The sequence below is a fragment of the Aquabacterium sp. genome, assembly GCF_016195855.1.
Lineage (GTDB): Bacteria > Pseudomonadota > Gammaproteobacteria > Burkholderiales > Burkholderiaceae_C > Aquabacterium.
Genome location: NZ_JACPYU010000020.1, coordinates 1 through 23,071, shown reverse-complemented (window position 1 = coordinate 23,071; position 23,071 = coordinate 1). Strand labels below are relative to the sequence as shown.

The window sequence follows — 23,071 nt, the reverse complement described above, 5'->3', positions numbered from 1 at the left end:
TTTGATTTGAGTTGGGCTTGATCGGGATCAACCTGGTTCGCTATGCGATGGTGCGCCGCAGCATGAATGTCGCCTCTTTACCAAAGGAGGCGAGTTTCTCCACGCTGATCTGGGCCGCTGCGGCCGTGGCGGGCTCAAACCCATGCCGACGCCAGAAAGGCACCGAGCCCTGCACGGCGATCAGCCCCATGGACGCCAGCTTTCGGGTTCGGGCAAGCTCGTTTGCCCTGAGCAGCATCGAACTGGCCAGGCCCATGCCGCGTGCATCGGGGTGGATGGCCAGATCGTGAAGGTATAGCCAGTCCGGGTTGCATGGCTTACGCCAATCGGGGGCGTGCAATGCAGGCAACTGATCCCCTTCAATGGGTAGGCAGACCAGATAGGCCAGCAGCCCCCTGGGGCCCGGCGTCACCCAGCAACTGCCTGGTGCGGCCCTCAACTTCGAGGTGAATGCCGCTTTCGGTTCGTGAAATTCGCTGCTGTAGCAGGTGCTTTGCAGGTGGATGACGGCATCAAGGTCCTCTTCCCGCATGAGTCGGGGCAGGTTGTTGATGGGTATCAAAGGCGTCATGGCAGTCTGAAATTGGCGTGGATGGCAGCGGCGCACTCGTCGAGAGCCACAAAACAGCCCTCATCTACCGGGGGATGGTGGAATCCCGAATCCGGGTGGTATTTTTTACGTCAATGGTTACCCTGGGTTTGATGTTTTTGGACGTCCTTTGAGCCCCTTTCATCCCCGAAGCAGGGGGGGTGAGGAAATCGGCGCTCGGGCAACATTAATCGCACATCAACACCGCTTTGCTCGATAGCAGCAAGCAACACCACTAGGAGCATCGAAATGCAAAAAGCCCTGTCGTTCCGCACGATCGCTGTCGCAACCGCACTGGTCGCTGCCGGCGCATCGGCTCACGCCAACCTGACCATCCCCTCCAACAGCCTGGTTGCCAATTCGGTTCAAGCTTTCTCGCAAGAGTCTCTGGACGCCTTTGAAGTGGGCGGCGTGACCGTGGCCCCTCTGGGCAACGCCACTGCTGTGGACGGCGTGGCTGGCGCTTTCAGCTTCCCCATCACCTCCATCACCATCAACAACTCTCTGAAGATCGCTTCCGGCGATGCCAAGGGTTCGGCGCTGGAAATCTCGCGTATCGCCCGTAACGTGGGCAAGGTTGGCGTCACGGTGGCCAACTTCACCATCAACTACACCACCAAGCAAGTGCTGGCTGACACCACCCCCCTGGGCGGCACGACGACCAAGCAAGCTCCCCTGTACAACTTCAACGTTGCGACGCCCCTGGGCATCAAGTACAAGTTCCCCCTGACCATCACTGGTCACGAAGTGCTGGACCAACTGACCCTGACGCCTGAAATGAACGCCACGATGAAGTCGTCGCTGGCCCTGACGCCCGTTCTGGCCGCCGCTCTGGACTCCATCACCACGTTCGGTACCCTGACCCAGGACATCCTGGTCAAGCTGCGCGACAAGCCTGTGTCCACCACGCTGTACGTTCCTCAGTAATTCCTGATCGTCGGATCTCATGGCAGGGGTGAGCCCCTGCCTGTCTCGAGAAGCTCTTTGGGTCCTGCAAACGGTTGTATTGTTTGCAGGACTTGTTTTTTGGCAACGCCGATTGCGTGTGATGCAATGCGTCGGCTTGTTGGTGCAGACTGCGAGCATATCGGGCACATGTTCGTAGAGGTTTCCCAAACATGATCACGTATCAACGTTCTAAATCCTGGCAAATGGCGGCTGCAGGGCTGGCGATCGCGGTCGCAGGTGGCGCAGCTTATTGGTGGTTTGGTCACAATGACGGCGACCACGAGGGCGTCTTGCTGGCCAACAGCAAGGGGGCGCCATCTGGCTGGTTGCAGCCCGGCGTGGGCAATGACGACCCGGCTGCGGCGCTCAAGCCCTCGGTGCTGTCCGACGGCCGCCCCTCTGATATCCAGCCCGATGACTGGACTATCCTCAATCAGGTGCTCGACAAGATGGGCGCGCAGAAGTCCGAGGCGACACGCATCGTCGGCTACCTGCGCTACCAGCACACCTTCGAGGCCTGGCAGACCCTGGACGAGACCAATGACGCCAAGAAGCGCCAGCGCATGGCGCAGGCCCTGTTGAGCGAGTTGCCTGATCGCCTGGCTGGCGGCGAGTTCACGCCCATCGAGGCCAACCTGATGAGCGCTGTCTTGCTGGCCGATGTTGAGACCGACGAGGCCAAGCGCAACCAGCGCCTGGAAGAGCAGCAGGCCAAGCTCAACGCGATCATGCCGATGAGCGAGGACGAGCAGCAGATGCTGGCCAAGAACCGCCAGATCGAGCTCAAACGCCGTCAGGCCACCGCCTTTGCCGAATGGCAGGCCAAGACCAATCCCGCCGAACGCACCCAGGCCAAGCTGGAGCAGGCCATGGAAGAGATTCGCCGCGCCTACAACAGCGGTGAGTTCTGAGCATCGGGCACAACCTGATCAGGTTAAGTGTTTGTGCTGAGTAGTTGGTAGAACCCCTGATGAAACCCCCGCGAACATACTAGGTGGCAACCCTAGGTTTGCGGGTTTTCTTCACGCTTTTCGCCACCCCTCCCCCCGAGGCAAGGGGGCGTGCGAAAAACGTGGGTGGGGCACCATTCTTACTACACCAACACGCCTTGCACGAAGCAAGCAAACCGACCCGATTAGGAGTTCTCGAGATGCGTTTTTCTACCCTGTCCCTGCGCTCTGTTTCCATCGCTGCAGCGCTGGTTGCCGCCACGGCTTCGGCTCACGCCGGCCTGACGATCCCCACCAACGCGCTCGTGGCCAACTCGGTGCAGAAGTTCTCTTCCCTGGCCATGGACGCCTTCAGCCTGCAAGCCGTGGCGGTCAGCGCGCTGGGTAACGCCACGCCCATTGGCGATGCCGGTGACACTTTCAATTTGCCCATCACGACGATCACCATTGGTTCCGGCCTGAAGATCGAAAAGGGTGATGCACGCGGTTCCGCTTTGCAGTTCGGCCGCACCTTCAAGGGTGTGGACTACGCTGTCACGCTGGCCAACTTCACCATCAACTACGTGAGCAAGCAAGTGCTGGCCGACGTGTCCATCAAGGGCACCGCCTCCACAACCGCCAGCCGCGTGGTTCAGCAAGCCATCTACAACTACAACACCGAAGCCGCCCTGGGCATCAAGTACAAGTTCCCCCTGACCATCACGGCTCACGAAGTGCTGGACAAGCTGTTCCTGACGGAAGAAACCAAGGACTCCTTCATGATCGGCCTGAAGTTGCCTACTTACAACCGCGCTGTGCTGGACGAAACCGACTTCGGCACCCTGACGCAGGACATCGTGGTGAAGTTCCGTGCCAAGCCCGTGTCGATGACGCCTTACGTGCCCGCTCCTTGATATTGATTTGAGATTGATCTCTCCTTGTGCGTGCCGCGCGTCTGACTGAAGTCAGGCGCCGAGCATGTTTCCCCTGAGTGGGGTGCAGCCTGCAGAATCCGGGTCTTCAAGCCCGGCCGTCTGCAGGCTGTTTTGTTTTGCGATAGTTTACGAAGCAGCAAGACGCACCGTGTCAGCCTCAGGGCCTCCCGCGGCGTTCTTAGGTAAGGGCAGGGCTTGTTGCTGGGGCGATGCGGTGTCGACCAGGCAGGCCTTCATACCAATGGGGTGTTCATGTCTTCTGTGAACTGGATCAGGCGCTCGGCTCGCCGGCTTGGCGTGGTGGCGTTGTCGCTGGGGCTCACCGCGGGCCTTGGGCTGCCGATGCCAGCTGGCGCAGCCAATGAGGCCCGTGCCCCAACCCTGGAGGGGCAGCGCTTTGAGGGCACCGTGAACCTGGCTGACCGCAACTTGCGCCTCAACGGCCTGGGCTTGCGTGGCGTGGCGTGGATCAAGGCCTTCGTTGCTGGCTTGTACCTGTCTGCGCCGAGCAAGGATGCGGCCCAGATCCTGGCCATGCCGGGGCCCAAGCGCATCAGGCTCAAGATCATGCTCAATGCGCCCAGCCACGAATTGACCCGCTCGCTGGTGGGCCGCATCGAGGACCATGAATCCGAGGCCGTGCGCGCCAAGCTGGGCGAGCGCCTCACCGGGCTGGGCACCCTCATCGACAGCGTGGGAGACCTCAAGCCAGGTGATACGCTGGACCTCGACTTCATTCCTGACAAAGGGGTCAGCCTGCGGCTCAATGACAAGGTGATCGGTCTGCCCGTCTCCGGGGATGACCTTTATCGCTGCGTGCTCAAGATTTTTGTGGGCGAGCACCCGGTGGACCGCCGCATGAAGGAAGGCCTGCTGCGTGGTGGCTATTGATCTCGGCTCGGATCCGCATCTGGACCGTTTTGTCGACGCCATCTGGCTGGAAGATGGCTTGAGCGCCAACACCCTGGCGGCTTACAGGCGTGATCTACAGGGGCTCAGCGCCTGGCTGGGTGAACAAGCCTCCGGGCGCACGCTGGTTCATGCGAGTGAGGCCGATCTGCAGGCTTACGCCGCCGCGCGTCACGAGGGCTCGCGGCCTTCGTCGGCAGGGCGGCGCCTGAGTGTGTTCCGGCGCTTTTACCGCTGGGCCCTGCGTGAAGGGCTGTGTGCATCTGATCCCACCGTGCGCATGGACGCACCCCGACAACGCATGCGCCTGCCGGGCACCCTGAGCGAACACCAGGTCGAGGCCTTGCTGGCCGCCCCCGACATCCATGAATCCCTGGGCCTGCGGGACCGGGCGATGCTGGAATTGCTCTACGCCAGCGGCTTGCGCGTCAGCGAACTGGTCGAGCTGAAGTCGGTCCATGTCGGCCTGAATGAAGGAGTGCTGCGCATCCTGGGCAAGGGCAGCAAGGAGCGCCTGGTGCCCTTTGGCGCCGAGGCCGGCGAGTGGCTGCAGCGCTACCTGGACAAGGGCAGGCAGATGATCCTGGGCAGCCAGGTCAGTGAGGCCTTGTTCGTCACCGGGCGTGGTGGCCCCATGACCCGGCAGATGTTCTGGAAGCTCATCAAGAAATACGCTGTGCTGGCGGGCATCACCCAGCCGCTGTCACCGCACACCTTGCGGCACGCTTTTGCCACACACCTGCTCAACCACGGTGCCGATTTGCGCGTGGTGCAGATGCTGCTGGGGCACGCGGACATCTCGACCACGCAGGTCTACACCCATGTGGCGCGTGAGCGCCTGCGGCAGTTGCATGCGCGGCACCATCCACGCGGCTGAGCCGCTCAGCCTGCCCCGAGCAGAAAAGCCAGTTCTTCTGTCGTGAAGCCGGCGGCCCTGCGTGCGGCTTCGTTGAAGGGCGGGCGCAGCCGGGGGGCTTCGTATCGTTGAACCAGCTGGGGGTAGAGCGCAACGGCGTCTTCGCCGCGCTCCTGGCACAGGTGGTGAAACCAGCGGTTGCCGATGGCCACATGCCCCACCTCGTCCCGCAGGATGATGTCCAGGATCTCGACGGCGCGGTGGTCACCAGCGCGGGTCAGCTTGTCCTGAATGAGCGGGGTGGCATCCAGCCCGCGTGCTTCCAGGGTGCGCGGCACCAGGGCCATGCGGGCCAGGATGTCGTCCTTGGTTTTGTCGCACATGGCCCAGAGCCCGTCGTGTGCATCGAAGTCGCCGTAGTCATGGCCCAGCGATTGCAGGTGTTCGCGCAGCAGATTGAAGTGCAGGGCTTCTTCGGCCGCCACCTGCAGCCAGTCCATGTAGAACGCCGTGGGCATGCCCGCAAAGCGCCAGACCGCATCCAGCGCCAGGTTGATGGCATTGAACTCGATGTGGCAGATGGCATGCAGCAGGGCGGCGCGGCCTTCCAGCGTGAAGGGTGAGCGTGAGGGGACCTGTGTGGCGGAGACCAGCAAGGGGCGGGCAGGGCGGCCAGGCATGATCGCGGCCTGCTCGGCGGTCAGCGCCAGTTGCGCCTGCCGATCGGCTTCGCTCAGTGCGGGCACCGCCGCCTTTCCCGTGGCTTCTTGCGCAAGCTGATGGGCTGCCCGTGCAGCCAGGGCTTTGTCGTGCGGGTCGCAGATCAGCAGGATCTGCAAGGCTTGGTCTCTGAGGCTCATGCGCTTATTGTGCGCCGCCCCGCACCTTGCTCAGCCCAGTTACTCCGCCCAGGTCACCCAACCCATGTTGGCCGAGACGAGGATGAAGATGCCAAAGGCAATGCGGTACCACGCAAAGGGCACGAAGTCGTGGCTGGAGACATAACGGATCAGCCAGCGCACACACAGCCATGCAGACACAAATGCGAAGACCAGGCCCACGCTGAACAGCGGGAGGTCGTCCACGGACAACAGGGCGCGGTCCTTGTAGAGGCTGTAGACGCCCGCGCCAATCAAGGTCGGGATGCCCAGGAAGAAGCTGAAGTCGGTGGCTGCTTTGCGCGACAGGCCCATGAGCATGCCGCCGATGATGGTGGCGCCGGAGCGGCTGGTGCCGGGGATCAAGGCCAGGCACTGGATCACGCCCACCTTCAGGGCGTCCATCAGGCTCATGTCGTCAACCGTTTCGACGCGCTGTTGAGGGCGCTGGGCGGCAAAGCGCTCCGCAATCAGGATGATCACGCCCCCTAGGATGAAGGTCGTGGCCACGACGGTGGCGGTGAAGAAATGGGCCTTGATGGCCTTGCCGACCGCCAGGCCCATGACCACCGCGGGCAAGAAGCCGACGAGCACATTCAGGGCAAAACCTTGGGCCTTGGGGTCAGAGAACAGGCCCGAGACCGTGTCCTTGACGCGTTGCAGGTAGACCAGGATCACGGCGAAGATGGCGCCCGTCTGGATCGCGATCTCGAAGACCTTGGCCTTGTCCGCGCCCGTGCTGCGCGCGAAGTCAAGCAGGGAGTCAGCCAGGATCAGGTGGCCGGTACTGGAGATCGGCAGGAACTCGGTGAGCCCTTCCACAATGCCCATCAGGGCAGACTTCATGAACAGCACGATATCCACGTTCGACTTCCCGCTAGAGCCAATTGGTGCGGCATCTTAGGACAGCCAGGCGTAGGGCATTAGCCGAGCGCTCCCCAGGGACAGGGGGGCTTGTCTAAACTGCACCACATGTCTGCTGCTTTGAATACCTCTCCTTTACAGAACTTTGCCTGGTCGCCCGAGCCTGGCAAGTGGCTCAATCGCTTCGTGCAATTGAGTGAGCAAACCCAGGCCCGGTGGCAGACCCCGCTGGGTGTCAACTGGCAGGGCGATCCCTTGCCCATGCCGCGCTGGGTGGCCGTGAACCAGGGCCTGGCCAGCGACATGGGTTGGCCTGCGCATTGGCATCTTGGCGACGAACGGGGTGAAGCCCCTGCAGCCCTGACGGTGTTCAGTGGCAACGGGATCTGGCCAGGCATGGCGCCGTTCACCTCGGTTTACAGCGGGCATCAGTTCGGTGTGTGGGCAGGGCAGCTGGGCGATGGCCGCGCCTTGCTGCTGGGTGAGCTCGATTCGCCCATCGGGCCCCAGGAGATCCAGCTCAAGGGCGCGGGCGCCACGCCCTATTCCAGGCGGGCGGACGGCCGGGCGGTGCTGCGCTCGTCCATCCGCGAGTACCTGTGCAGCGAGGCCATGCATGGGCTGGGCGTCCCCACCACGCGGGCCTTGAGCCTGGTGGCCTCCCCTCAACCCGTGCGCCGCGAGACGGTTGAAACCGCGGCAGTGGTGGCCCGTGTGGCCCCCAGCTTCATTCGTTTCGGGCACTTCGAGCATTTCGCCTACAGCGGGGAGCCGGGGCACCATGACGCCTTGCAGGCCTTGGTGGATTTTGTCGTGACACACCATTACCCCCAGCTGGCGGATGCGCCCCAACGGGCGCTGGCCTTGCTGGATGCCGTGGTGGCGCGCACAGCCGAGCTGATGGCCCATTGGCAGTCCGTGGGTTTTTGCCACGGGGTGATGAACACGGACAACATGTCCATCCTGGGCCTGACCATCGACTACGGGCCCTTTGGCTTCCTTGATGCCTTCGACCCCAACCACATCTGCAATCACTCGGATGACCATGGGCGTTACGCCTGGAGTAACCAGCCGCAGATCGGCTACTGGAACCTGCGTGCCCTGGCCCAGGCCTTGTTGCCCCTGATCCCTGAGGCCAAGGACGATGCCCAGGTCGTGATCGATGTGCTGCAGACCTACGAGCAACGTTTCCCGAAGGCCATGCGTGCCCGCTGGCGTGCCAAGCTGGGCTTGCAGGCCGAGCAGGACAGCGATGGCGAACTGGCCTTGGCGCTGCTGCAAGCCATGGCCGCAGGCAAGGCAGACTTCACCATCACCTTCCGCCGCCTGTGCGATTACCGTGCCGAGCTGCCGCCAGACCATGCGGCCAACGCGCCGGTGCGGGACCTGTTCCTGGACCGCGCCGCTTTTGATGCCTGGGCCCAGCTTTATGCGGCAAGGTTGAAAGCCGAATGCAGCGTGGACGCCGAGCGTGCGCAGCGCATGCGCCGCGTCAACCCGGTCTACGTCTTGCGCAACCACATGGCTGAAGTGGCCATCCAGCGTGCGCAAAAGGGCGACTACAGTGAGGTCCAGCGCCTGCATCAGCTTCTGCAGCGGCCGTTCGACGAGCAGCCCGGTGCAGAGGCCGACGCAGGTTTCCCGCCCGAATGGGCCCAGGCCATTGAGGTGTCCTGTTCATCATGAGCGACTACAAAGTCAAGAAGTCAGATGCCGAGTGGCGTGAGCAACTCGATCCCATGGATTACCGGGTCACGCGGCAGGCCGCCACCGAGCGCGCCTTCACCGGTCGCTATTGGGATCATTTCGAGAACGGGGCCTACAAGTGCATCTGCTGCGGCGCCAAGCTGTTCGAGTCCGAGACCAAGTTCGATGCGGGTTGTGGCTGGCCCAGCTACTACCAGCCTGCCCAGGACGGCATCGTCGAGCGGGTCATGGACCACAGCCACGGCATGGTCCGCGTCGAAGTGCGTTGCCAGAACTGTGGCGCGCACCTTGGTCATGTCTTTGATGACGGCCCCCAACCCACAGGTGAGCGCTTCTGCATCAACTCTGCCGCGCTAGACTTCGTGCCGCGCGACGCTTGATCGCGGTAACTCGCGGCCCCGCATGTGGGTCGCCATCGTCATGAAGATCTTTTTCGACCTGCTGCCCATCATCCTGTTCTTTGCCAGCTTCAAATGGGCAGAAGGGCACAAGGCACAAGCCGCGCAGTGGATGACCCAGTACCTGGGCTTTGCGGTATCGGGTGGCACCGTGGGCACGACCGAGGCGCCCGTGCTGCTGGCCACCGTGGTGGTCATCGTGATGACCCTGCTGCAGATCGTGGTGCTCAAGGCGCTGCGCAAGCCTGTGGACAAGATGCTCTGGGCGGGCCTGGTGATCGTGGTGGTGCTGGGTGGCCTGACCTTGTGGTTCCACGATGAGACCTTCATCAAATGGAAGCCCACCGTCATTTACTGGCTGATGGCCGGCGGCTTCTTTGTCACCGAGATCGTGCTGGGCCGCAAGATGCTGGCGCAGATGATGGGTGGCCAGATCGATGCACCTGACGCCGTGTGGCGCAAGCTGGGCTGGGCCTGGGTGCTGTTCTTTGTCGGCATGGGGGTGCTCAATCTGTGGGTGGCCTTCAACTTCCCGCTGGACACCTGGGTGAACTTCAAGATGTGGGGCAGCCTGGGCCTGACCTTGGGATTTACCCTGGCGCAGGGCTTGTATCTGGGGCGCCACATGGTGCCCGAGAAGGCCGGCGAATCAGACTGAACTTATTGTCACGAAAGGGCTCCATCATGAGCAGTGCGTCCATCACCGCCAGTCAGCTGGAAGCCGCGCTGTGCAAGGCTTTGCAACCCGAAGCCTGCACAGTGACGGATGACAGCGCTCAGCACGCGGGGCATGCAGGCGCCAATGGCACGGGCTCAGGCACGCACTTCTCGGTGCATGTCCGGGCTCGTTGCTTCAACGGTTTGTCACATGTTCAGCGTCATCGGCTTGTGTATGATGCCCTGCGCGATTTGATTGCTCAGGGCGTTCACGCTCTGGTCATCAAAGCCGAGCCCGTCTGAATCATTCTTAAAAGCTTTATCTGCTCATCATGAAGACTTCTCGTATCGCCAAGGCTGCCATGCTGGCCGTGTCGCTCTCGCTGGCCGCTCCGCTGGCGTTCGCGCAAAACATCGCAACCGTCAATGGCAAGGCCGTGCCCAAGGCACGCGTGGACGCCATGCTCGAACAGATCCTCAAGCAACAGCAGCCTGGCCAGCCCGCCACGCCCAAGACGCCTGAGCTCGAGCAGAAGGTCAAGGACGAAATCGTGCTGCGCGAAATCTTCCTGCAGGAAGCCGAGCGTCGTGGTCTGCAGGGCTCTGCCGACTACAAGACCCAGATGGAGTTTGCGCGTCAGTCCATCCTGATCCGCGCGCTGTTCCAGGACTTCGAAAAGAAGAGCCCCACGACCGAGGCCGAAGCCAAGGCTGAGTACGACAAGATCAAGGCCGCCAACGGTGACAAGGAATACCGCGCTCGCCACATCCTGGTCGAGAAGGAAGAAGATGCCAAGGCCCTGATCGCGCAGATCAAGGCCGGCGCCAAGTTCGAAGACCTGGCCAAGAAGAACTCCAAGGATCCGGGCTCTGCCGAAAACGGTGGCGATCTGGACTGGGCCAACCCCGGCAACTACGTGCCTGAGTTCTCTCAAGCCCTGACCAAGCTGGACAAGGGCCAGATGACCGACACCCCGGTCAAGTCGCAGTTCGGCTACCACATCATCAAGCTGGAAGACGTGCGCTCCACGCAGTTCCCCGGCTTCGACGAGGTCAAGGGCCAGATCATCCAGCGCCAGAACCAGGCCAAGCTGGCCAAGTTCCGCGAGGACCTGAAGGCCAAGGCCAAGACGGACTACAAGTTCGGCAACTGATCTCGGCGGTTTCGCCCAAGAAGAAAGCCTGCACACATGTGCAGGCTTTTTTCATGCCTCGCGGCGTTCAGGCCTTCTTGCGAAAAACCAGGTCCCACACGCCATGGCCCAGGCGCAGGCCACGGTTCTCGAACTTGGTCAGCGGCCGGTAGGCGGGCTTTTCAGCGTAGCCTGATGCCGTGTTGGCCAGATCGGGGTTGGCGCCGAGTACTTCCAGCATCTGCTGGGCATAGGGCTCCCAATCGGTGGCGCAGTGCAGGTAACCGCCAGGTGCCAGGCGGGTTAAGAGCTTGGCCACCAGTGGGGCCTGGATGAGGCGGCGCTTGTTGTGTTTCTTCTTGTGCCAAGGGTCGGGGAAAAAGATGTGCACGCCGGCCAGCGAGTTTGGCGCGATCATGTGTTCCAGCACTTCAACCGCGTCATGGCGGATCAGGCGCAAGTTGCCCAGGTTCATCTCACCGATGTGCTTGAGCAGGGCCCCAACGCCAGGCTCGTGCACTTCGCAGCCGATGAAGTCGGTGTCGGGCAAGGCCTGCGCGATCTTGGCCGTGGCATCACCCATGCCGAAACCGATCTCCAGCACGACAGGCGCTTGCCGGCCGAAGGTGGCGGCCAAGTCCAGTGGCTGCTCGGCGTAGGGCAGCACAAAGCGGGGCCCCAGTTCAGCCAGCGCGCGCGCCTGTCCTTCGGTGGTGCGGCCGGCGCGCATCACATAACTGCGGATGGAGCGGGGGTGTGCCGGGCCTGCCTCGGTGGCGTCGATGGCCGTGTCTTCTGGAGTGGGGGTGGGGTCGCTGCTGGACATGCGCAAATCAGGTTCGAAAACAAGTCAAGGCCGAGAGTGTGCCTGAAGTCTTCAGCCTCGCTGGCGCGGGGTGGCTTTGTGATTTATGCACGTTTGCATATTTTTCATATTGCCCCATACCCCTGTATATAGATTGATTTGGCCCTGTGCGTATTTCACGAGCGTTGCTTTTTATTGCAATTGATGGGGGTCTTCGCTAGGTATGGATGCACCCTGTTCAAGGGGAATCGATGCATGATTGATCCAACAGACACGCATTTCGAGGAGTTATTCTCGTGAACATCTTCAAATATTCCTTTAAGGCCGCCGGCCTCGCCGCCGTGACCACCCTGGCCATGTCCGCCTCGGCCAACGCCTTGACGCTGGACACCACCTTCCTGCAGGCCAATTCGGTCTTTGCGCTTTCTCAGGATGCGCTGGACGCGATGTCGGCTGCCAGCACCAGCATGTCGGCGTTGGGTAACGCGAGCGCTGCCGCATCGACCACGTCGGCAACGGGCGACCTGTTGCCTGCCTTCAATCTGCCTGTGACCAAGGTGGACGTGTCGCTGGGCCTGCCGCCGTTCTCTCCCCTGGTTTCACCAAACTGGGGCGATGCGACGGGCTCGGCCTTGGCCATTACCCGTGGCTCCAAGTCAGTGGTATTGGCCAATTTCGTGATCGATTACTCAAAAGATCTGGTCCTGGCTGATATTACTGCCAACGGTGTCACGACCAAAAATACATCCCTGTATTCGTTCACGGCCACGGATTTGAAAATCGGGCTCAACGGGTTGACGCTCAATATGCATCAGCAATTGAGCAACCTGATGTTCACTGACACGGCACTGGCCTCGTTTACCTCGGGCTTGAACCTGAGCAAGGCCTTGGCCACACCGCTCAAGACCCTGGACTTCGGCACCATCACGATCGACATCAATGGTGCGCTGCGCTCGCCGATCAATGCCACGCCTTACACGGCTGCCGTGCCGGAAGCGCCTCCCGCTGCGATGCTGGGCCTGGGGCTGTGTGGGATCGCCCTGGTGGCGCGCCGCAAGATGAAGGCCTGAAAACGACAGCCTGAAAAGCACGCGCGTGGCTTGGGGTAAACTGCCCAGCCATCGCGGGTGTCGTTCAATGGTAGGACTCTTGCTTCCCAAGCAAATAACGTGGGTTCGATTCCCATCACCCGCTCCAGATGCGAAAAGGCCAGTCAGTGACTGGCCTTTTTCATTTGGGTCGCCGGGCCTGCCGGCGAGGCCCGGTGCGCTGTTCACAAGCCCACAGCGCTGAAGATCAGGTTAGCCAGGTACTCCGACACCGCATCGGCCAGAGGCTGGCGCAGCGTGTGCGATTGCTCGAACGCTCTGGTGGTGGCGCCCGTGCCGTCGATCAGGTTGTCGACAAAGCTGTTGATGCTGTCAAAACCCGCCTCGGGGATCTCCGTGTTGTTGAAGGTGAGCATCGTGGTCGTGTGCGACTTGAGCACGCTGTCCCGCGAGTAGGGGATGTAGTAACCGATGTTCGGGTAGGGGCGCATGGCATCCAGCCAGGGCCCGATCTCCTGGCGCCACTTGTGCACGCGCAAGGCGTCACGTTGCTGGATGGTTGCGCCCGCCTTGATCTCGGGGAAGAAGTTGTCGTACGCGAAAGCCGAGAACAGCTTGTCCGACTGGGTCAGGGTGAAGCCAATGCGGTCCTGCGGGAAGACGCGGGCCAGCGCGGTGTTGAGCGAGCCCAGGTTGTTGACATCGCCCCCCGCGCCTGGGTACTGCTTGAGCAGGCGCTGGACCACGCCGTCCGGGCTGTCGAGGCCCCAGGCCTGGCGAACCTTGTTGTACAGCGGTACCGATGGCGCCACGGTGGGGGAGGCGTCGCGCGGGGCATCGAACAGGGGCCCGGAATCGGCCAGCAAGGCGGACCTGGCCGGGTTCAGCGCGTTGCGGATGACCGGGTACTGCGCGGTGGCACCCACAGCCCCGGCTGAGAAGCCGGCAACCAGCAATCTGGTGGGCCGCGGCATGTTGCCTTTCAGCCAGCCCGCGACGAACTGTGTGTTCACGTCGCCACGGTGGAAGTAACTCAAAGGGTGCGCGGGGTCGGCGTCGTTGTAAACCGCCACCTTGTTGCCCGTGTAGACGTCACCGGTGCAATAGGGCACGTAGACCATGTTCCAGCTTTGCGTCTGCACCTTGGTGGGGTTGAGGCGCGCGGCAAATGGGGTGATGTTGCCCAGCAAGGCCGAGTTGAAGACGCCGATGGTGGTGCCCGCCGTGTTGGGCAGGCTGGGCACCAGATTGGTCATGTAGTCAGTCGGGATGCCGTTGGGGTTGATGGCGCCCAGGAAGCCGTCCTTGTACTGGCAGGCGTTCTGGCCATAACAAGCCCCGCCCCCTTCGAAGATCACAATGGTCTTGCTGGTGAATGGCGTGCGGTTGACGAAGAAGCGGTAGGGCGAGCCATTGCCGCAGCTGGCGCCGCTGCTGACCGGCAGCTCCACCATGTCCCACTTGAAGTAGTTGGCGGCCTGGCCCAGCACGGGCAGGCAGGTGAGGGCGATCCACGTGCCCCATGTCCGGGTTTGTTTGAAAAGCGATGTCATGTTGTGCGTCTCCGACGTGTGCGGCGGGGCTTACTGATGGAGGAACTCGCGCCGGTACAGGCGGGGCAGGAAGTAAGGCAGCATCTGGAACTCCCGCAGCGCGTGCGAGCCCAGGTCGTCAGAGAAGGTAGGGTTGATGATCAGCGCCAGGGCGGTGTTGACGAAGGTGCTGGTCAGGATCACGCCGTCGCCACTGGCGTTGGGCCGCCATTGGTGCACCAGCGCGTTGCTGGGCAGGATGCCGGCCAGCAGTGTCAGGTCGGTGCGGGCATAGAAGTAGGCGGGGTCGGTGATGTCAACGGGTGGGGCGATGGCCTTGGGGTCGGCGCCCGTGATGTTGAGCGTCATGGTGTTCTTGCCGATGTATTCCTTGGCCTTCTGCACGGCGCCCACGTCGTACTGCAGATCAGGGCTGTTGGGCGGAATGGTCCATTCGAACGCCACGTGGTCGATGGGCTGCCACAGGCGGTAGCGGGCGGTGTCGCCGATGTGGTCCCACCACCAGGCGAGCATCTGCGAGTCGATGCCCTTGATCTCCTGCACGATGGTGAGCTTGATGTTCAGGTTCTTGTCGATCGGGCCGGCGCTGTAGTAGCCGCGCTTCTTGAGCACGGCGTTGAAGTAGCGGGTGTTGAGCGCGTCCATCAAGGTGGGTTGCAGCCCCGTCAAGGTCTTGCGCACGTGGGCCACATAGGCCTGCGCCAGGACCGGGTTGGCCGCCATCGTGGCCTGGATCGTGAACAGGCTGTCGGCAAAGGTGCTGCCAACCGGGTTGTACTGGATCAGCACGGTGAAGGGCGGCTTGCCATCGACCGACACGTTCTGGGCGATGAAGCTGTAAGGCTTGGCACCCAGGAAGTTGTCAGAGGCGACCCGGCCGCGCACGGTGTCCGGGGCCAGGTAGGTCACGTCCACCGTGTGCGTGGCGCCGCCAAAGGTTTCAACCGAGCGGTACTGCGCGCCAGCGGAATAGCCCAGATCCTGTGGTGTCGAGGGCACTTGTGTCCAGCAAAAGGACTTGTTCTCGCTGTTGGCGGCCACGAACTGGGCCTCGTCGATGTTGTCCCAGAACCAGCTGAAGGCCTCAGGGCGAACGGCCTTGATGGTGAATTGCGCATAGGCACTGCTTGTCTGGGCCTGCGCCTCGCCTGGCAAGCCTTGGGCAAGATAAGCGGGCTGAAACAGGCTGGCCGCGGCGCTGGCCAGCAGGCAACGGGCGGCCGTGGCCCATGGGCGGGCTAAGATGAAAAAACGATGGGGGGTCAACACGTCGGACTCCTTTTGCTGCTCTACTTGTGTAGAGAATGGATGCACTCTACGTTTGTAGAGTTTGCCTAACAACGTCGTAAACCCTTGGTGAAACGCCCCTGAGTGGAAGTGCTGGATGGAAAGAGACCGCAAGACCGTGATTGCCGATGCCGCCATTGCCTTGTTGGCGAGCGCGGGTTCCAAAGGCCTGACACATCGGGCCGTGGATGCAGAGGCGGGCCTGCCTGCGGGCTCGACCTCGTTTTATTGCCGCACCAGGCAGGAGTTGCTGACCCTGGCGTTGCTGCGCCATGCCGCCCTGGACATGGCGGATCTGCAGGCGGACGCGCACCGGATGGCGCAGGCCGAGTGGCGTGCGGATGACTTCATCGACCTGCTGGCCGAGCGCGTGGCGGACTGGCTGTCGCCTTCAAAACGGGCGCGGTTGGTGGCCCGTTTCGAGCTGTTCATGATGGCTTCGCGAGACCCGGAGCTGGCGGCCATCGTCACGCAGCAACGCCAGCACTTCCTGCTGGCCACGGAGGCCGCCTTGAGCCGGGCTGGCGTGGCCGACCCTGCGGGCGTGGCGCCCATGGTGCTGGTGCTGGTGGACGCGCTCTTGCTCGATCAGATCCGCGCAAGCGGGCCCGTGCTGTCACTCTCGCAGCAAAAAGCGATGTTCAGGATGGTCCTGAAAGGCGAGCCCCGGTGAGCACTGGCTGGCTCGCGCTGCGTGGCCGGTTTACTGGTCCAGCCCGCCCAGGCAGATGTACTTGGTCTCCAGGTAGTCATCCATGCCTTGCTTGGCGCCTTCGCGGCCCAGGCCAGACTGTTTGACCCCGCCAAACGGCACTTCGCAGGTCGAGATCAAGCCCGTGTTGACGCCCACCATGCCGTATTCCAGCCCTTCGCTGACCCGGAAAATGCGGCCCACGTCGCGGCTGTAGAAGTAGCTGGCCAGACCGAACTCGGTGTTGTTGGCCAGCGCGATCGCCTCGGCCTCGGTCTCGAACTTGAACACCGGCGCCACCGGGCCGAAGATCTCTTCGCGGGCCATGCGCATGTCGGCCGACACATGGGACAGCACGGTTGGCTGGTAAAAGTGGCCGCCGGGGATGTCCACGCGCGCGCCACCGGTCACCACCTTGGCGCCCTTGGCCAGGGCATCGGCCACCAGCGTCTCGACCTTGGCCAGCGCTTCCGCCTCGATCAGCGGGCCCTGGGTCACGCCAGCATCGAAGCCATTGCCCACCTTCATCTGCTTGACGCGCTCGGCCAGCTTGGCCACAAAGGCGTCGTAGATGCCGGACTGGGCGTACAGGCGGTTGGCGCACACGCAGGTCTGGCCGGCATTGCGGTATTTGCTGATCATGGCGCCTTCCACGGCGGCATCCAGGTCGGCATCATTGAAGACGATGAAGGGCGCATTGCCACCCAGCTCCAGCCCCAGCTTCTTGACCGTGGGGGCGCACTGCTGCATCAGGATGCGGCCGACTTCGGTCGAGCCCGTGAAGGACAGGTGGCGCACCGTGTCGCTGGCGCACAAGGCCTTGCCCACCGCGATGGACTGCGCCGCGTCGGCCGTGATGATGTTGAGCACACCCGGGGGCATGCCGGCGCGCTGGGCCAGCTCGGCCACGGCCAGGGCCGACAACGGCGTGGCTTCGGCTGGCTTGATCACCACCGGGCAGCCGGCTGCCAGGGCAGGGGCCACCTTGCGGGTGATCATGGCAATGGGGAAGTTCCAGGGCGTAATGGCCGCGCACACCCCGATGGCCTGGCGGATCACGATGAAGCGCTTGCTCGGGTCGGTGCTGGGCACGGTTTCGCCGTACACGCGGCGGGCCTCTTCGGCGAACCACTCGATGAAGCTGGCGCCGTAACCGACTTCGCCCTTGGCTTCGGCCAGCGGCTTGCCTTGCTCGGCCGTCATGATGCGGGCCAGGTCGTCGGCGTGCTGGTTCAACAGGTGGAACCACTTCATCATGATGGCGGCGCGGGCCTTGGCCGTCAGGGCACGCCAGGCGGGCCAGGCGCGGTTGGCGGCGGCGATGGCCGCATCGGTTTCTGCCGCGCCCAGGTTGGGCACCTCGGCCAGCTTGGCGCCGGTGGCCGGGTCGGTCACGGCAAAGCGGGCAGGCCCATCCACCCATTGGCCGTCGATCAGGGCCTGGGTCTTGAGCAGGGAAGGGTCTTGCAGGGATGCCAGCGGCGAAGTGGTGTTGCTCATCTTGTCTGTCCTCGAATCTTCTGTGCGCCCCGATGTCAGCACGGGGCAACCCGCTGCAGCCGAGTCTGAAACGGGTCTGGTTTGATCCGCCATGATAGGGCGCCTCAAACCTATAATCGCAGGTTCCGCCTGTTCGTGTGCGCGCAATGCCAGATGACTGTCATTTGCAGCCGCCAGACTCAGGCTGCCCGACATCCGATTCGAGCGACAAGCAGAAAGCCCTCATGAAAGCCGCTGATATCCGCAAGACCTTCCTGGAGTACTTCCAGTCCAAGGGCCACACCATCGTGGCGTCCAGCCCCGTTGTGCCGGGCGACGACCCGACCCTGCTGTTCACCAATGCGGGTATGAACCAGTTCAAGGATGTGTTCCTGGGCTTTGACAAGCGCCCCTACAGCCGCGCCACCACCTCGCAAAAGTGCATTCGCGCCGGCGGCAAGCACAACGACCTGGACAACGTCGGCTACACCGCGCGCCACCACACCTTCTTCGAGATGCTGGGCAACTTCTCGTTCGGTGACTACTTCAAGCACGACGCTATCAGCTACGCCTGGGAGTTGCTGACCGTGCAGTTCAAGCTGCCCAAGGAAAAGCTGTGGGTCACCGTCTACTCCGAGGACGACGAGGCTTACGAGATCTGGAACAAGGTGGTGGGCGTGCCCGCCGAGCGCATTGTGCGCATCGGCGACAACAAGGGCGGCCGCTACATGTCCGACAACTTCTGGATGATGGGCGACACCGGCCCCTGCGGCCCCTGCACCGAGATCTTCTACGACCACGGCCCCGATATCGCCGGCGGCCCTCCCGGCAGCCCTGACGAAGACGGCGACCGCTACATCGAGATCTGGAACAACGTCTTCATGCAGTTCAACCGCACGGAAGACGGCGTGATGCACCCGCTGCCCAAGCCCTCGGTGGACACCGGCATGGGCCTGGAGCGCATTGCCACCGTGCTGCAAGGCAAGCACAGCAACTACGAGATCGATTTGTTCCAGGCGCTGCTGGCGGGGGCGCGACGGGAAGTGCTCAATGCATTCCCGGTGCAGGTGGGTTTTGCTAAACCCGGGGAAACGCTTCTTCAAGCCACGGATAAGGCGGCGGATGAAATCGAGGCTCGCTTGCCAGCGTCCAGCCCCAGCCTGAAGGTGATCGCCGACCACATCCGCGCCTGCTCGTTCACGGTCGCAGACGGCGTCATCCCCAGCAACGAAGGCCGCGGCTACGTGCTGCGCCGCATCACCCGCCGCGCCATCCGCCACGGCTACAAGCTGGGCGCCCGCACCCCCTTCTTCCACAAGCTGGTGCACGCGCTGGTCGAGCAGATGGGCGAGGCCTACTCCGAGTTGCGCGCCAACGAAAAACGCATCACCGACGTCCTCAAGACCGAAGAAGAGCGCTTCTTCCAGACCATCGCCAACGGCATGGAAATCCTCGAAGGTGCACTGGAGACCGTCGCAACGTCGGGCACCAAGCAGGTCGATGGTGAAACCGCCTTCAAGCTGCACGACACCTACGGCTTCCCGGTTGACCTGACCGCCGACGTCTGCCGCGAGCGCGACGTGACCGTGGACCAGGCTGGCTTTGACGCCGCCATGGCCCGCCAGCGCGAGCAGGCCCGTGCCGCCGGCAAGTTCAAGATGGCTGCCGGCCTGGAATACAAGGGCGTGGCCACGGGCTTCCACGGCTACGAGCACCTGACGGTGGACGCCGCCAACGTGACGGCCATCTACGTGGACGGCGCCTCGGTGGCCGAGGCCAAGGCCGGTGACGACGCCGTCATCGTGCTGGACCACACCCCGTTCTATGCCGAGTCCGGCGGCCAGTGTGGCGACAGCGGTGACCTGCGCAACGCCACGAGCCGCTTCATCGTGGAAGACACGCAGAAGATCCAGGCCGATGTGTTCGGCCACCACGGCCGCGTGGTCGAAGGCGCCATCAAGGTGGGTGACAAGCTCAATGCCAAGGTGGATGCCGACGTGCGCGCCAGGACCGTGCGCAACCACAGCGCCACCCACCTGATGCACAAGGCCCTGCGCGAAGTGCTGGGCGACCACGTGCAGCAAAAGGGCTCGCAGGTCACAGCTGACCGCACCCGTTTCGACTTCGCCCACAACGCGCCGATGACGGACGAGCAGATCCGCGAAGTGGAAGAGCTGGTCAACGCCGAGATCCTGGCCAACGCCGAGGCGCAAGCCCAGGTCATGGCCCTGGATGACGCCCAGAAGAGCGGCGCCATGATGCTGTTCGGCGAGAAGTACGGCGAGACCGTGCGCGTGCTGAGCATCGGCTCCTCCAAGGAACTGTGCGGCGGCACCCACGTCAAGCGCACCGGTGACATCGGCCTGTTCAAGATCGTGGCCGAAGGTGGTGTGGCCGCTGGCGTGCGCCGCGTCGAGGCCATCACGGGTGCCAATGCGCTGGCCTACACCCAGAACCTGGAAACCACGCTCAACGGTGTGGCCGCCCTGATCAAGGCGACCCCGCACGAGGTGCCAGCCCGCGTGGCCGCCGCCATGGACCAGATCCGTGCGCTGGAAAAGGAAATCGCCGCGCTCAAGGGCAAGCTGGCCTCCAGCCAGGGTGACGAGCTCATGGCGCAAGCCATCGAGATCAAGGGCATCAAGGTGCTGGCCGCGCAACTCGAAGGCGCGGACGCCGCCACGCTGCGCAACACCATGGACAAGCTCAAGGACAAGCTCAAGACCGCCGCCATCGTGCTGGCCGCGGTGGAGGGCGGCAAGGTCCAGATCGCTGCCGGCGTGACCGCTGACAGCGTGGGCAAGGTCAAGGCCGGCGAGCTGGTCAACTTTGTGGCCCAGCAAGTGGGCGGCAAGGGTGGCGGCAAGCCTGACATGGCCATGGCCGGTGGCACCGACGCGGCAGGCCTGCCCAAGGCCCTGGCCAGCGTGCAGGCCTGGGTGGCAGAGAAGCTCTGATCAGTCTTTGATCAAGCGGCGGCGGCGCTGACCACCCGGTTGCGGCCGCCCGCCTTGCCCTCGTACAGCGCCTCATCGGCGCGCACGATGGCTTGCTCGGCGTCCTCCCCGGGCGCGATCGTGGCCACGCCCAGGGTCATCGTGATCCTGATGGGCTTGGCCCCGTTGGCCTCGATCAGCTGTTCCTCGATCTTGCGGCGAATGCGCTCGGCCACCAGCCGGGCGCCATCTTCATTGGTGTCGGGCAAGACGGCCAGAAACTCTTCGCCACCCCAGCGGGCGACGAAGTCCACATCCCGCATGCAGCTCTCCAGCGTCCGGCTGACGGCCTTGAGCACCGTGTTGCCCGCCTCATGCCCGGCCGATTCATTGACCGCCTTGAAGTGGTCCAGGTCGCACAGCACGAAAGAGAGTGGGTGTTGCCCGCGGCGCATGCGGCTTTCCTCGCGGCGGATGGCCTCGGTGATGGCGCGGCGGTTCTTGAGCTGGGTCAGCGCATCCGTCTGCGACATCTCGCGCAGCGCGGCGGCGGTCTTTTCGAGCAGGTAGTAGTAATAGCCTGCAAACGAGATCAGCATGACCATGATGCCGATCACATTGAAGTAATGCAGGCCTTCCACCACAAAATCCAACAGGACATTGGCTGGTGCGCGGTGGCGCAAGGCGATGTCCAGGCTCAGGTAAGTCAGCATCAGGCCCAGCACCGTGCCGGCCTTGAGCACAACAGGGCGGATGGAGCTGATCACCGCTGCCGGAATCATCAGCAGGATGTAGTAGTGAAAGCCGGTGTCCCAACCGATCACGGCCACCGCGAGCACGGCATGCGCCAGCACGCTCAGCACCGTCACCGTCCAGGCCTCGGCCACCCGCTCACGGCGCGCCAGTTGAAAGACGCAAGCGAAGCTCAGCATGCTGGCCACGCTCACATACGCCAGTGCTGATACATCCGCCCAGAAGAACAGGGCGCAAAAGGCCAGGTGCGTCAGCCCGCAGGTGATCGCCACACCTTGCAGCAAGGCACGAAACGCATCCGCCTGCATGGCGTCGATGCCGTGCCAGGCCGGTTGGGGGGCGCCGATGGTGGGTGAGGACAGGGCCACGCTGGGACTCTTTGCATATGCCATCCCTGGATATCGGAATGTGGCAAGACCGACTTGAGCGCGGCGATTTGTGATGTAGTGCGCAAATGCGTCCTTGCGTTCACGCACGAAAGTGTGCGTTTGTCGCGTCGACACCCTTGCTGTCATCCCCAATCCTGTGCGCATGAGGGTATGCGAGGCTAAATTAGCGACACCGAAGAACCGATCTGAAGGTGATGAACATGAGCGCCAACAACACAAAACACGATGCCGTGCATCCCATCATTCCCCGCGAGAAGCTGGACTTTGGTCTGGATGGTGATGTGCCCAAGTACTGGTTCGGCGGCGACGCCTACAAGAGCCGCTTCTGGGACGCGCTGTCCGTGATCTTCCCGCCCGGTGAGAAGTTTTTCATGACCTGCGTGCGCGATTTCCGCGACCGCATCAGCGACCCCAAATTGCTGGAAGACATCCAGGGCTTCAACCGCCAGGAAGCCCAGCACACGCTGGTGCACCGTCAGGACAACGACCGCCTGCGCCGTCAGGGCGTGGACGTCGACAAGCTGACCAAGTACGTCGACAAGATGCTCAACGTGGACTACCGCAAGAAGTACAGCCGCGAGTACACCTTGTCGATCACCTCGGCCCTGGAGCACTTCACCTCCATCATTGCCCACAGCCTGTTCGACAAGCGTGACGTGATGAAGGAAGCCGACCACCGCGTGCGCGCCATGTACGCCTGGCATGCCATTGAAGAGGTCGAGCACAAGGGTGTGGCCTATGACGTGATGGAAGACTACGCCAAGGTCGGCTACTGGATGCGCGTCTGGGGTCTGGTGCACGCCTCGGTCATGTTCCCCATCACCATCTTCACGATCCAGCGCCAACTGCTGATCCATGACGGCTTCAACGCCTGGCAGCGCGCCAAGCTGATGGCCAAGGGCACTTGGTGGCTGTTCAAACCGGGTGGCCTGCTGCAACCCATGGCCAAGCACTACTGGACTTACTACAAGCCTGGCTACCACCCCTGGCAGGAAACCGAGCAGCATGGCTACGAAGAGTGGCTGGCCGCTTTCAACGGCTCCAAGGACCCGGTCAAGGCCAGCGAGCAGATGCGTCACGATCTGGCGCTGTCTTCCTGATCGCCCCTCTGCCCTGGTAGTCAAAGGCCTCTTCGGAGGCCTTTTTGCTTTTGTCCTGAAGCCTCAAAAACCTGGTAAAAACACCGAGGTTCTATGTTTTGACGCAAGCGTTTTGTACGCCCATCTGGCTTGCATCAAAGGTTTTTCCACTGCGCCAGATTGCCCATGCGACTCTCAGAAGCTTGCGAGCCAGAATGACGAGGGCCTGCGTTGAGGCAAATCCTCT

Annotated in this window: 22 protein-coding genes and 1 tRNA gene; 15 read left to right on the top strand and 8 right to left on the bottom strand. The window is 62.8% G+C overall.

Annotated elements, in window-relative coordinates; translation table 11 throughout:
* Positions 1–40: 40 nt before the first annotated feature.
* Positions 41–571: a GNAT family N-acetyltransferase gene (locus tag HY019_RS16960; protein WP_290694485.1), complete on the bottom strand. Its 531-nt coding sequence runs from the start codon at positions 569–571 to the stop codon at positions 41–43.
* A 267-nt stretch (positions 572–838) separates the two neighbouring features.
* On the opposite strand from HY019_RS16960, the gene HY019_RS16955 reads away from it, so the two are divergent.
* The 5 genes from HY019_RS16955 (at position 839) to xerD (ending at position 5,187) form a co-directional block, all read left to right on the top strand.
* Entirely contained in the window at positions 839–1,516 is a 678-nt protein-coding gene (locus HY019_RS16955; RefSeq protein WP_290694483.1) for a hypothetical protein, read from the top strand.
* A 191-nt stretch (positions 1,517–1,707) separates the two neighbouring features.
* Complete coding sequence (locus HY019_RS16950) at positions 1,708–2,448, top strand: hypothetical protein (protein ID WP_290694481.1); 741 nt, start codon at positions 1,708–1,710, stop codon at positions 2,446–2,448.
* Positions 2,449–2,687: 239 nt separating this feature from the next.
* Positions 2,688–3,380: a hypothetical protein gene (locus tag HY019_RS16945; protein ID WP_290694479.1), complete on the top strand. Its 693-nt coding sequence runs from the start codon at positions 2,688–2,690 to the stop codon at positions 3,378–3,380.
* A 273-nt stretch (positions 3,381–3,653) separates the two neighbouring features.
* Positions 3,654–4,292, top strand: a complete 639-nt coding sequence (locus HY019_RS16940) for a chalcone isomerase family protein (RefSeq protein WP_290694477.1) — start codon at positions 3,654–3,656, stop codon at positions 4,290–4,292.
* Positions 4,282–5,187 (top strand): site-specific tyrosine recombinase XerD, encoded by a 906-nt coding sequence (gene xerD / locus HY019_RS16935; RefSeq protein WP_290694475.1) that lies wholly within the window; start codon positions 4,282–4,284, stop codon positions 5,185–5,187. Before HY019_RS16940 ends, xerD begins: the two co-directional genes overlap by 11 nt.
* Positions 5,188–5,192: 5 nt before the next feature.
* On the opposite strand, the gene HY019_RS16930 is transcribed toward xerD, so the two are convergent.
* Together HY019_RS16930 and HY019_RS16925 are read right to left on the bottom strand one after the other, a co-directional pair.
* Complete coding sequence (locus HY019_RS16930) at positions 5,193–6,026, bottom strand: ferritin-like domain-containing protein (protein ID WP_290694473.1); 834 nt, start codon at positions 6,024–6,026, stop codon at positions 5,193–5,195.
* A gap of 39 nt (positions 6,027–6,065) precedes the next feature.
* On the bottom strand, positions 6,066–6,908 hold the full coding sequence (locus tag HY019_RS16925; RefSeq protein WP_290694471.1) for an undecaprenyl-diphosphate phosphatase: 843 nt from the start codon (positions 6,906–6,908) through the stop codon (positions 6,066–6,068).
* A gap of 108 nt (positions 6,909–7,016) precedes the next feature.
* On the opposite strand from HY019_RS16925, the gene HY019_RS16920 reads away from it, so the two are divergent.
* Genes HY019_RS16920 through HY019_RS16900 form a run of 5 tightly spaced genes read left to right on the top strand, consistent with a single transcriptional unit; the run spans position 7,017 to position 10,824 of the window.
* Positions 7,017–8,594, top strand: a complete 1,578-nt coding sequence (locus tag HY019_RS16920) for a protein adenylyltransferase SelO (RefSeq protein WP_290694469.1) — start codon at positions 7,017–7,019, stop codon at positions 8,592–8,594.
* Positions 8,591–8,995: a peptide-methionine (R)-S-oxide reductase MsrB gene (gene msrB, locus HY019_RS16915; protein WP_290694467.1), complete on the top strand. Its 405-nt coding sequence runs from the start codon at positions 8,591–8,593 to the stop codon at positions 8,993–8,995. The genes HY019_RS16920 and msrB overlap by 4 nt, the downstream gene beginning before the upstream one ends.
* A 40-nt stretch (positions 8,996–9,035) precedes the next feature.
* Positions 9,036–9,671, top strand: coding sequence for a septation protein A (locus HY019_RS16910; protein WP_290694672.1), 636 nt, complete (start codon positions 9,036–9,038; stop codon positions 9,669–9,671).
* 26 nt (positions 9,672–9,697) lie between these two features.
* Positions 9,698–9,973 (top strand): BolA family protein, encoded by a 276-nt coding sequence (locus HY019_RS16905; RefSeq protein ID WP_290694465.1) that lies wholly within the window; start codon positions 9,698–9,700, stop codon positions 9,971–9,973.
* Positions 9,974–10,002: 29 nt separating this feature from the next.
* A complete protein-coding gene (locus HY019_RS16900; RefSeq protein ID WP_290694463.1) occupies positions 10,003–10,824 on the top strand; it encodes a peptidylprolyl isomerase in 822 nt (273 codons plus the stop codon).
* A gap of 67 nt (positions 10,825–10,891) precedes the next feature.
* Here HY019_RS16900 and trmB read toward each other — a convergent pair whose 3' ends face one another.
* Positions 10,892–11,629 carry a tRNA (guanosine(46)-N7)-methyltransferase TrmB gene (gene trmB / locus HY019_RS16895; protein WP_290694461.1) on the bottom strand — a complete coding sequence of 246 codons (738 nt, stop codon included), beginning with the start codon at positions 11,627–11,629 and terminating at the stop codon, positions 10,892–10,894.
* 275 nt (positions 11,630–11,904) lie between these two features.
* Between trmB and HY019_RS16890 the strand changes: the two genes are divergently transcribed.
* Both HY019_RS16890 and HY019_RS16885 read left to right on the top strand, forming a co-directional pair.
* On the top strand, positions 11,905–12,678 hold the full coding sequence (locus HY019_RS16890; protein WP_290694459.1) for a hypothetical protein: 774 nt from the start codon (positions 11,905–11,907) through the stop codon (positions 12,676–12,678).
* 53 nt (positions 12,679–12,731) lie between these two features.
* A tRNA-Gly gene (locus HY019_RS16885) sits at positions 12,732–12,805 on the top strand.
* Positions 12,806–12,881: 76 nt separating this feature from the next.
* On the opposite strand, the gene HY019_RS16880 is transcribed toward HY019_RS16885, so the two are convergent.
* Together HY019_RS16880 and HY019_RS16875 are read right to left on the bottom strand one after the other, a co-directional pair.
* Positions 12,882–14,210 carry a pectin acetylesterase-family hydrolase gene (locus HY019_RS16880; protein ID WP_290694457.1) on the bottom strand — a complete coding sequence of 443 codons (1,329 nt, stop codon included), beginning with the start codon at positions 14,208–14,210 and terminating at the stop codon, positions 12,882–12,884.
* 30 nt (positions 14,211–14,240) lie between these two features.
* Positions 14,241–15,479, bottom strand: coding sequence for a hypothetical protein (locus HY019_RS16875; protein WP_290694455.1), 1,239 nt, complete (start codon positions 15,477–15,479; stop codon positions 14,241–14,243).
* 115 nt (positions 15,480–15,594) lie between these two features.
* Here HY019_RS16875 and HY019_RS16870 point away from each other — a divergent pair, with 115 nt between their 5' ends.
* Positions 15,595–16,170, top strand: coding sequence for a hypothetical protein (locus tag HY019_RS16870; RefSeq protein ID WP_290694453.1), 576 nt, complete (start codon positions 15,595–15,597; stop codon positions 16,168–16,170).
* 30 nt (positions 16,171–16,200) lie between these two features.
* Here the strand turns inward: HY019_RS16870 and HY019_RS16865 are convergent, their stop codons facing one another.
* On the bottom strand, positions 16,201–17,688 hold the full coding sequence (locus tag HY019_RS16865) for an NAD-dependent succinate-semialdehyde dehydrogenase (RefSeq protein ID WP_290694451.1): 1,488 nt from the start codon (positions 17,686–17,688) through the stop codon (positions 16,201–16,203).
* A 224-nt stretch (positions 17,689–17,912) separates the two neighbouring features.
* On the opposite strand from HY019_RS16865, the gene alaS reads away from it, so the two are divergent.
* On the top strand, positions 17,913–20,624 hold the full coding sequence (gene alaS / locus HY019_RS16860) for an alanine--tRNA ligase (RefSeq protein ID WP_290694449.1): 2,712 nt from the start codon (positions 17,913–17,915) through the stop codon (positions 20,622–20,624).
* An 11-nt stretch (positions 20,625–20,635) separates the two neighbouring features.
* Here the strand turns inward: alaS and HY019_RS16855 are convergent, their stop codons facing one another.
* Positions 20,636–21,724, bottom strand: coding sequence for a GGDEF domain-containing protein (locus HY019_RS16855; protein WP_290694447.1), 1,089 nt, complete (start codon positions 21,722–21,724; stop codon positions 20,636–20,638).
* A gap of 221 nt (positions 21,725–21,945) precedes the next feature.
* Here HY019_RS16855 and HY019_RS16850 point away from each other — a divergent pair, with 221 nt between their 5' ends.
* Positions 21,946–22,845: a metal-dependent hydrolase gene (locus HY019_RS16850; protein ID WP_290694445.1), complete on the top strand. Its 900-nt coding sequence runs from the start codon at positions 21,946–21,948 to the stop codon at positions 22,843–22,845.
* The last annotated feature ends 226 nt before the right edge of the window (positions 22,846–23,071 follow it).

What these genes read in the sequence shown, in the direction of transcription:
- HY019_RS16930 (WP_290694473.1), bottom strand. Translation starts at nt 6,026, where the DNA reads ATGAGCCTCAGAGACCAAGCCTTGCAGATCCTGCTGATCTGCGACCCG.
- HY019_RS16910 (WP_290694672.1), top strand. Translation starts at nt 9,036, where the DNA reads ATGAAGATCTTTTTCGACCTGCTGCCCATCATCCTGTTCTTTGCCAGC.
- HY019_RS16960 (WP_290694485.1), bottom strand. Translation starts at nt 571, where the DNA reads ATGACGCCTTTGATACCCATCAACAACCTGCCCCGACTCATGCGGGAA.
- alaS (WP_290694449.1), top strand. Translation starts at nt 17,913, where the DNA reads ATGAAAGCCGCTGATATCCGCAAGACCTTCCTGGAGTACTTCCAGTCC.
- msrB (WP_290694467.1), top strand. Translation starts at nt 8,591, where the DNA reads ATGAGCGACTACAAAGTCAAGAAGTCAGATGCCGAGTGGCGTGAGCAA.
- HY019_RS16850 (WP_290694445.1), top strand. Translation starts at nt 21,946, where the DNA reads ATGAGCGCCAACAACACAAAACACGATGCCGTGCATCCCATCATTCCC.
- HY019_RS16880 (WP_290694457.1), bottom strand. Translation starts at nt 14,210, where the DNA reads ATGACATCGCTTTTCAAACAAACCCGGACATGGGGCACGTGGATCGCC.
- HY019_RS16870 (WP_290694453.1), top strand. Translation starts at nt 15,595, where the DNA reads ATGGAAAGAGACCGCAAGACCGTGATTGCCGATGCCGCCATTGCCTTG.
- HY019_RS16900 (WP_290694463.1), top strand. Translation starts at nt 10,003, where the DNA reads ATGAAGACTTCTCGTATCGCCAAGGCTGCCATGCTGGCCGTGTCGCTC.
- HY019_RS16955 (WP_290694483.1), top strand. Translation starts at nt 839, where the DNA reads ATGCAAAAAGCCCTGTCGTTCCGCACGATCGCTGTCGCAACCGCACTG.
- HY019_RS16940 (WP_290694477.1), top strand. Translation starts at nt 3,654, where the DNA reads ATGTCTTCTGTGAACTGGATCAGGCGCTCGGCTCGCCGGCTTGGCGTG.
- HY019_RS16950 (WP_290694481.1), top strand. Translation starts at nt 1,708, where the DNA reads ATGATCACGTATCAACGTTCTAAATCCTGGCAAATGGCGGCTGCAGGG.
- HY019_RS16945 (WP_290694479.1), top strand. Translation starts at nt 2,688, where the DNA reads ATGCGTTTTTCTACCCTGTCCCTGCGCTCTGTTTCCATCGCTGCAGCG.
- HY019_RS16920 (WP_290694469.1), top strand. Translation starts at nt 7,017, where the DNA reads ATGTCTGCTGCTTTGAATACCTCTCCTTTACAGAACTTTGCCTGGTCG.
- HY019_RS16905 (WP_290694465.1), top strand. Translation starts at nt 9,698, where the DNA reads ATGAGCAGTGCGTCCATCACCGCCAGTCAGCTGGAAGCCGCGCTGTGC.
- trmB (WP_290694461.1), bottom strand. Translation starts at nt 11,629, where the DNA reads ATGTCCAGCAGCGACCCCACCCCCACTCCAGAAGACACGGCCATCGAC.
- HY019_RS16865 (WP_290694451.1), bottom strand. Translation starts at nt 17,688, where the DNA reads ATGAGCAACACCACTTCGCCGCTGGCATCCCTGCAAGACCCTTCCCTG.